The organism is Pseudodesulfovibrio senegalensis, assembly GCF_008830225.1.
In the GTDB taxonomy this organism is placed as follows: Bacteria; Desulfobacterota; Desulfovibrionia; order Desulfovibrionales; family Desulfovibrionaceae; genus Pseudodesulfovibrio; species Pseudodesulfovibrio senegalensis.
This window is the reverse complement of record NZ_WAIE01000006.1, coordinates 194,389-200,622: the sequence shown is the minus strand read 5'-3', so window position 1 is coordinate 200,622 and position 6,234 is coordinate 194,389. Positions and strand designations below refer to the sequence as shown.

7 protein-coding genes and 1 riboswitch are annotated in these 6,234 nt (G+C 59.9%); of the genes, 3 read left to right on the top strand and 4 right to left on the bottom strand.

Annotated features, from left to right (window positions below):
* Window positions 1-85 precede the first annotated feature (85 nt).
* The 3 genes from F8A88_RS13375 to F8A88_RS13365 form a co-directional block, all read right to left on the bottom strand.
* Window positions 86-463, bottom strand: coding sequence for a CGGC domain-containing protein (locus F8A88_RS13375; RefSeq protein ID WP_151151672.1), 378 nt, complete (start codon window positions 461-463; stop codon window positions 86-88).
* A gap of 14 nt (window positions 464-477) precedes the next feature.
* Complete coding sequence (locus tag F8A88_RS13370) at window positions 478-1,011, bottom strand: NifB/NifX family molybdenum-iron cluster-binding protein (protein ID WP_151151671.1); 534 nt, start codon at window positions 1,009-1,011, stop codon at window positions 478-480.
* A gap of 342 nt (window positions 1,012-1,353) precedes the next feature.
* Window positions 1,354-2,346, bottom strand: a complete 993-nt coding sequence (locus F8A88_RS13365; protein ID WP_151151670.1) for a Gfo/Idh/MocA family protein — start codon at window positions 2,344-2,346, stop codon at window positions 1,354-1,356.
* 124 nt (window positions 2,347-2,470) lie between these two features.
* Here F8A88_RS13365 and F8A88_RS13360 point away from each other — a divergent pair, with 124 nt between their 5' ends.
* Entirely contained in the window at window positions 2,471-3,211 is a 741-nt protein-coding gene (locus tag F8A88_RS13360) for a DUF4197 domain-containing protein (RefSeq protein WP_161598426.1), read from the top strand.
* 389 nt (window positions 3,212-3,600) lie between these two features.
* Here the strand turns inward: F8A88_RS13360 and F8A88_RS13355 are convergent, their stop codons facing one another.
* Window positions 3,601-4,152, bottom strand: coding sequence for a hypothetical protein (locus F8A88_RS13355; RefSeq protein ID WP_151151668.1), 552 nt, complete (start codon window positions 4,150-4,152; stop codon window positions 3,601-3,603).
* 202 nt (window positions 4,153-4,354) lie between these two features.
* Here F8A88_RS13355 and F8A88_RS13350 point away from each other — a divergent pair, with 202 nt between their 5' ends.
* The gene (locus F8A88_RS13350; RefSeq protein ID WP_161598425.1) at window positions 4,355-5,182 is read left to right on the top strand and encodes a transporter substrate-binding domain-containing protein; all 828 of its coding nucleotides are present in this window, start codon (window positions 4,355-4,357) and stop codon (window positions 5,180-5,182) included.
* A 33-nt stretch (window positions 5,183-5,215) separates the two neighbouring features.
* Window positions 5,216-5,364: riboswitch (FMN riboswitch) on the top strand.
* 115 nt (window positions 5,365-5,479) lie between these two features.
* A complete protein-coding gene (gene ribB, locus F8A88_RS13345) occupies window positions 5,480-6,124 on the top strand; it encodes a 3,4-dihydroxy-2-butanone-4-phosphate synthase (RefSeq protein ID WP_151151666.1) in 645 nt (214 codons plus the stop codon).
* Window positions 6,125-6,234 lie beyond the last annotated feature (110 nt).

Genomic DNA, 6,234 nt, shown 5'->3' with positions numbered 1-6,234 from the left:
CCAAGGCCGACGCGTACAACACGTACGCGAGGGGTTGGTCTTTTTGCATCAACGAAGCCGTCGGCCCCGTATCGGCAGCCTGATGTTATTTCACGACTTCGGGCTGGTAATCCCTGGGCAAATGCGCGGTTCCCTTGACCACGGGAATGTCCGCGTCATTGGCGGCGCGTTCCAGAAGGTCGTCCACCTTCATGCACAGGCCGTCGCCCAGAAACCATTCCCCGCCCTGCTTGTTGGCGAAGCTGCAGGTGGGAACGTGGACCACCTCCGCGCCCTTGGCCTTGAGCGTGCGCACCAGCGTGCTGAAATTGTCACCGGGACAACGGCAGGTAAACACGCCCACAGGCACACATTCCTCATAGTCCGCAAACCCCTCGCGGGTTTCCATCAGACATTTGAGGCAATTGGTCATGGGGCACCGTTCCTCGTTCTTTTCGCAACGTATGATTCCGATCTTGGTCATGCCTTCCTCCATTATCATGAACCGCGATTGCGGCCCATGCCGCCACCGCCTATTCCACGGCCGCCCATGCCGGTTCCGCGACCGCCCATGCCGCGTCCGCCACCGCGGCCGCCACCGCGCCCCATGCCCATGCCCATGCCGGAACCGCCGAGCCTGCGGCAACCCTGGCCTCCGGGCGTGGCCGGAGCCGCACCATATCCCATGGCCGGATCACCGGCCGAAACCTGCAACTGGTTGTTCTTGAAGCGGGCCACGGCTTCGCTCACCGAGCAGCCCGAGCAGTTGTGCACCGGGATATTGCCCGCATTCAGGGCCTGCGCGGCCTTGGGGCCAACCTGTCCGGTGATCACGGCCTTGACCCCGCGCGCAGCGAGATTCTGGGCCGTCTGGATCCCGGCGGCCTGCGGCAGGCCCGCGTTGGCCGCATTGTCCATATAGGTATATTCGCCGGTTTCCGTATCGTGGATCAGGAAGCCGGAAGCCCTGCCAAAACGCTCTTCCATGGGAGCGTCCGGGCTTTCGCCCGTTGCGCTGATAGCAATAATCATATTCTGCCTCCTTGGCGTTGTATTCATTTCCCACTCTGCATGCACAATCAACGCCAAAAGAAAAAAACATTTTATTTTAGCATATTACAAAAAAACACTCCCGCGAACGGCGCAACTTTCGCCCATATGGCACTGCCGCCGGGCTCATCCTGCTGAGGCCAGCACAAATCATCGGGCGAAAAACCCGCCCAACTCGGGGCAGGCAGCATGATTTGGGCAGCCATGCACTGAGCAGCCCATGCGCTCCGGCTTTCCCCATCCGCAAAAAAACGCCGACTTCAACAATGAAACCGGCGCATTGGCTGCCAACGAAAGGCCGAAGGCTTGCTGGCTAGCATGAAATCAAAGCGTTTCGTGTTTGCCGCCATTGCGCGCACTGCGCATCAGGGCCTCGTGCACCCGCAGATTGGCCTCGGCGTCGGACAGCGGCATGGGCACGGGTGCGTCGTCCAGCACGGAGCGGGCAAACGCTGCGGCCATGGCCGCATACTGGTCGCACTCGAACCGGATTTCCTCCACGCCACCGCCGTACGACAGAAATGCCGATGTTTCGCCGTCCTGCGGCGGATTGAAGGGAAGCAGCAGCTCCATGCGTCCGCGCGTTCCCAAGATGTCCACACGCTGATGGGCTTCCAGCTGTGTGGAGCAGGTGAACGAGGAGACTCGGGCCCCGAACTGCATGGTGCCGCAGAACAGGCGGTCCGTGCCGAAATCCGGGTCCATGTCCACGGTGCCGCGCACCATGTCCGGCTCGGCACCCAAAAGCCAGCGGGAAAGCGAGATGCAGTAGCAGCCGATGTCCATCATGGCCCCGCCGCCCATGTCCGGACGGTTGCGGATATTGGCCGGGTCCGTATTGTAATAGGAAAACACCGAACGGATGGCGCGTACCTTGCCCAGACTCCCGTCGTCCACCAGCCGCTTTGCCTCCCGCCACTGGTCGTGGTGCCGGTACATGAACGCCTCCATGACCTTGAGCCCGGGATGCCGTGCAGCTTCGTCCGCCAGCTCCCGGGCCTGTTGCGCGCTCATGGCCACAGGCTTTTCGCACAACACGTGCTTGCCCGCGCGCAGGGCCTTGATGGCCCACAGCACATGCATATGGTTGGGCAGGGGAATATAGACCGCATCGATATCCGGGGATTCCAGCAATTCTTCATAGCTGCCCATGACCTGCCCGATCCCGGCCTCCCGGGCCGCCTGCTCCGCCCTGGCCCGGTTGCGCGAGGCAATGGCCTGCACCCGGCACAGGGATGATTCCTTATGCATGGCCGGTATGGTGCGTTTTAATGCTGTACCGGCCGTACCCATGACGCCCATGCGAACATATTCCATGATCATGCCTCCGTTCTTGCGAAACGCGATTTCCCGGCCCGCGTTTCATTGCTTGCCCGCAACCTGTCTGTTCACGTATGCTATCATGAGAGACAAGGAAACACTGCAACAGGATGTAAAAACCATGAGACAAGTATTCTGTGCCGTGGCCGTGACTGTTGCCCTGCTTGCGGGGCCTGCCTATGCCGGCTGGCAAAACAACCTGCAAAACGTCATCACCAACACCCTGACCGGTCCGGACCGCTCGTCCGCAGACTCCCAGACCGCGCAGGGTCTCAAACAGGCTCTGGAAAAAGGTGTGGATGTGGCCGTAAAACGGCTGGGAGTTGTGGGCGGTTATCTGGACAACCCCAGCGTGCGCATCCCCCTGCCCAAGGACGCGGCAACCGCTGCCGACGCGCTCAGGCTGGTGGGCCGGGGCGACATGGTGGACCAGTTCATGGAAAGCATGAACCGTGCCGCGGAAAAGGCCGCGCCCCACGCAAAGGATGTCTTTCTTGATGCCATCACGGCCATGACCTTCCGCGATGCGCGCAGAATCCTCACCGGCCCGAACAACGCGGCCACCGCATATCTGGACCGCACCACGCGCGACACCCTGTTCGAAAAGTTCCTGCCCATCGTCAAACAGATGACCGATCGCTACAACGTGACCAGCCAGTACAAGGCCTTGGCGGCAAGCGCCAGCGGCGTCGGAACCATGCTGGGCAGCAAGGACCCCCTGCTCACGGACATCGATGCATACGTCACCGACAAGGGACTGGACGGCCTGTTCACCATCATGGCCCAAGAAGAAAAAAACATCCGCGAAAACCCGGCCGCACGCACCACCGAACTGCTTAAAAAGGTTTTCGGCTCCAACTAACCTGCCGTTCCCGCACGGCCGAATACGAACTGAAATACATAACAACGGCAAAACCGGCGTCGCTTTGTATGAGGCGGCCACGCAAATCTTTTCCCTCAATCCGGCGGGGGGGCTGCAAACATGCGAGCGCAAGGCGAAAAAAAGACCAAGGGCGAAGCGTACTCACGTACACGAGCCTTTGATCTTTGTGCATTAACGCAGCGATCGTGCCTGTGTCGGCAGCCGAAAGGCGCAAAGCCTTTCACCGGATTGATCACGAATCAATCAGGAAGGCTGTCGAGACCGGTGCGAGCGCAAGGCAAAAAAAAAGACCAAGGGCGAAGCGTACTCACGTACACGAGCCTTTGGTCTTTTTGCATTAACGCAGCGATCGTGCCTGTATCGGCAGCCTAACCGAAGGAACGGGCAAACAGGTCCTGCAAGGCCTTCTTGCCGTTTTCTTCAATAAAACGGGTTCCGGTTCCCGTGAACCGGGCCGAGGTGATGACCGGATTTTCCACGGTCTCCCATTCGCCCTTGTTCCATTTGAACCAGGCGTTGCGGGCCTGGCCGAACACGTAGAGCGGCTTGTTGCAGATCTTGGCGAATTCGGCGCCCCAGCCGGTACCGCCCTTGACCGTGCCATCATCCTGAATCACGCCCACGATGAAAACCTCGTGGCCGGAATCAACCTGATACATGATGGTCTGCAAGACCTTGCGCATCTTTTCCGCGTTGGTGAACGAACGGTTCAGCAACCGGGAGACGTAGGTCAGGCTGACATCCTTGCGCACCAGTTCATCGTCGCTCAGCACGCGCAGGCCCTCGGTGCGGTCGTTGCTGTGACCAGCAAAGGTAAAATTCACTTCCGTCACGCCATATTGGGCCGCCAGACGGCCGAACTCGGATTCCGCGCCACGAGCCGCCCCACTGTACAGGGTGCACGATTCAGGTTTGAGCATGGGTTCTCCTTGTTTTCATTTCAATGTCGGTAATGGCACACGATGCCCCACTCTAAGGCGCAACCCGTGCCCTGACAACGCAAAAGGCGTTATTATCTGTGGGAAAAGCCTTGCCCCGGCTGGACAGATCGGCTTCTCCCCACTAACAGTATATGTTCTTGTAACCGCCCAAGCCCACATGGGCAAGCATACGGGATCGTTCATGCGTACAACAGTCTTACTGCTACTTGCCACGGTCTGCCTGCTCGCCTTTTCCCCGGCGCATGACACCCATGCCGCAGGACAGGTCGTTCACGTTGTCACCCTGAACGGATATGCCCCCTACTGCTTTACCTATCCCCCGTCGCGCATCGTCAGTGGCGAGACCATCCCTCCGGGAAAGGACTCCCGTTACCTGCAGGGCTACAGCTGGGATGTGGTGCGCGAAAGCCTGCACTCGCAAGGCCTGACCATTGTGCTGAACGTGGCGCCATGGGCCCGCGCCATGGCCCAACTGAAAGAAGGCAAGGCCGAACTTCTTTTCCCTGCCGGGGAAAACAAAATACGGCGCAAGCTGTACGCCTATTCGGAAATGCCCGTCAACACCGCACGCATGCTCATCTACACGCGGTCGGATTCAACCCTGAACTGGAACGGCCTGAAACAACTGAACAACGTAACCATCGCCGCACTTCGCGGGTTCAATTACGGCGACCAGTGGAACGAACTCGACCCGCTACGCGTGAACAAATACGCCGTAAACACCATCCGCACCGGATTCAAAATGCTCCGGGCCAGACATGTGGACGGTTTTATCGGCTACGAGGCCAACTGGGACTACGTCATCCGCGCCTTGGGATGGCACGGACAATTCGTCAAGCAGCCCGTGTTCCACGAGGCGAAAGAGTACTGCATAACCCTGCTTGAAAACGTCGGAGCGCAATCGTATCTGAGGGACTTTGACCGGGGAATGGAAATTCTGAAAGAAAATGGCACCCTCGAGGTGCTCCGCAAACGCTGGGACATTCCGGAACAGCCCACCATCCATTGACAAAACCCGCTGACGGGTGCATTGACTTTCCTATCTTACTTCTCAGGGCGGGGTGCAATTCCCCACCGGCGGTATCCCGGCTCGGCCGGGGAGCCCGCGAGCGCTCCTGCATGGGCAGGAGGTCAGCAGATCCGGTGAAACGCCGGAGCCGACGGTAACAGTCCGGATGGAAGAGGGTAAGACAGACCGGCCTCCATGGCCGTGCGCTCCTGCGCACGGTCGCCTGCTGTCCGTTTTTCGGACGCCTGTCTCTTCCTGCGCCCTGATTCATGTTTCAACGGTTCAAGGAGAACTGCCATGAATCAGACTTTGCTTTCACGTTTTGGTGCGCCCCGCGAGCGCGTGGAGCGGGCTTTGGCCTCGCTTGCCGCGGGCAGCGGCGTGCTTGTCACGGACGACGAGAACCGCGAGAACGAGGGCGACCTCATCTTTGCGGCCGACTCGCTCACCAATGAACAGATGGCCATGCTCATCCGCGAGTGCAGCGGCATCGTCTGCCTGTGCCTGCCCGAGGAACGCGTGAGCCAGCTGGGCCTGCCCATGATGGTGGAAGAAAACACCAGCCGATACGGCACGGGATTCACCATCTCCATCGAGGCTGCCGAAGGCGTGACCACCGGGGTTTCGGCCGCGGACCGCGTGGCCACGGTCAAGGCCGCGTCCCGTCCGGACGCGCAACCCTCGGACCTGCACAAACCCGGACACATCTTCCCGCTGCGGGCGCGCTCCGGCGGCGTGCTGGAACGCGACGGCCACACCGAGGCCACCGTGGACCTCATGCGCCTTGCCGGGCTCAATCCCTGCGGCGTGCTCTGTGAACTGACCAACCCGGACGGCACCATGGCCCGACTGCCCGAGATCGTGGACTTTGCAAGGCAACACGACATGCCCGTGCTGTCCATCAACGACCTTGTCAAATATCGTCAGTCTTCCAATAACTAGAAAAAACTGACTTCTCTCCTTACTGAAAACCTACCGACACTGTATACCGACAACAGTCTGCCAATAGGTTCGGCCCCTCTCCGAACGGAGAGGGGCCGTTTTTTTGTGCC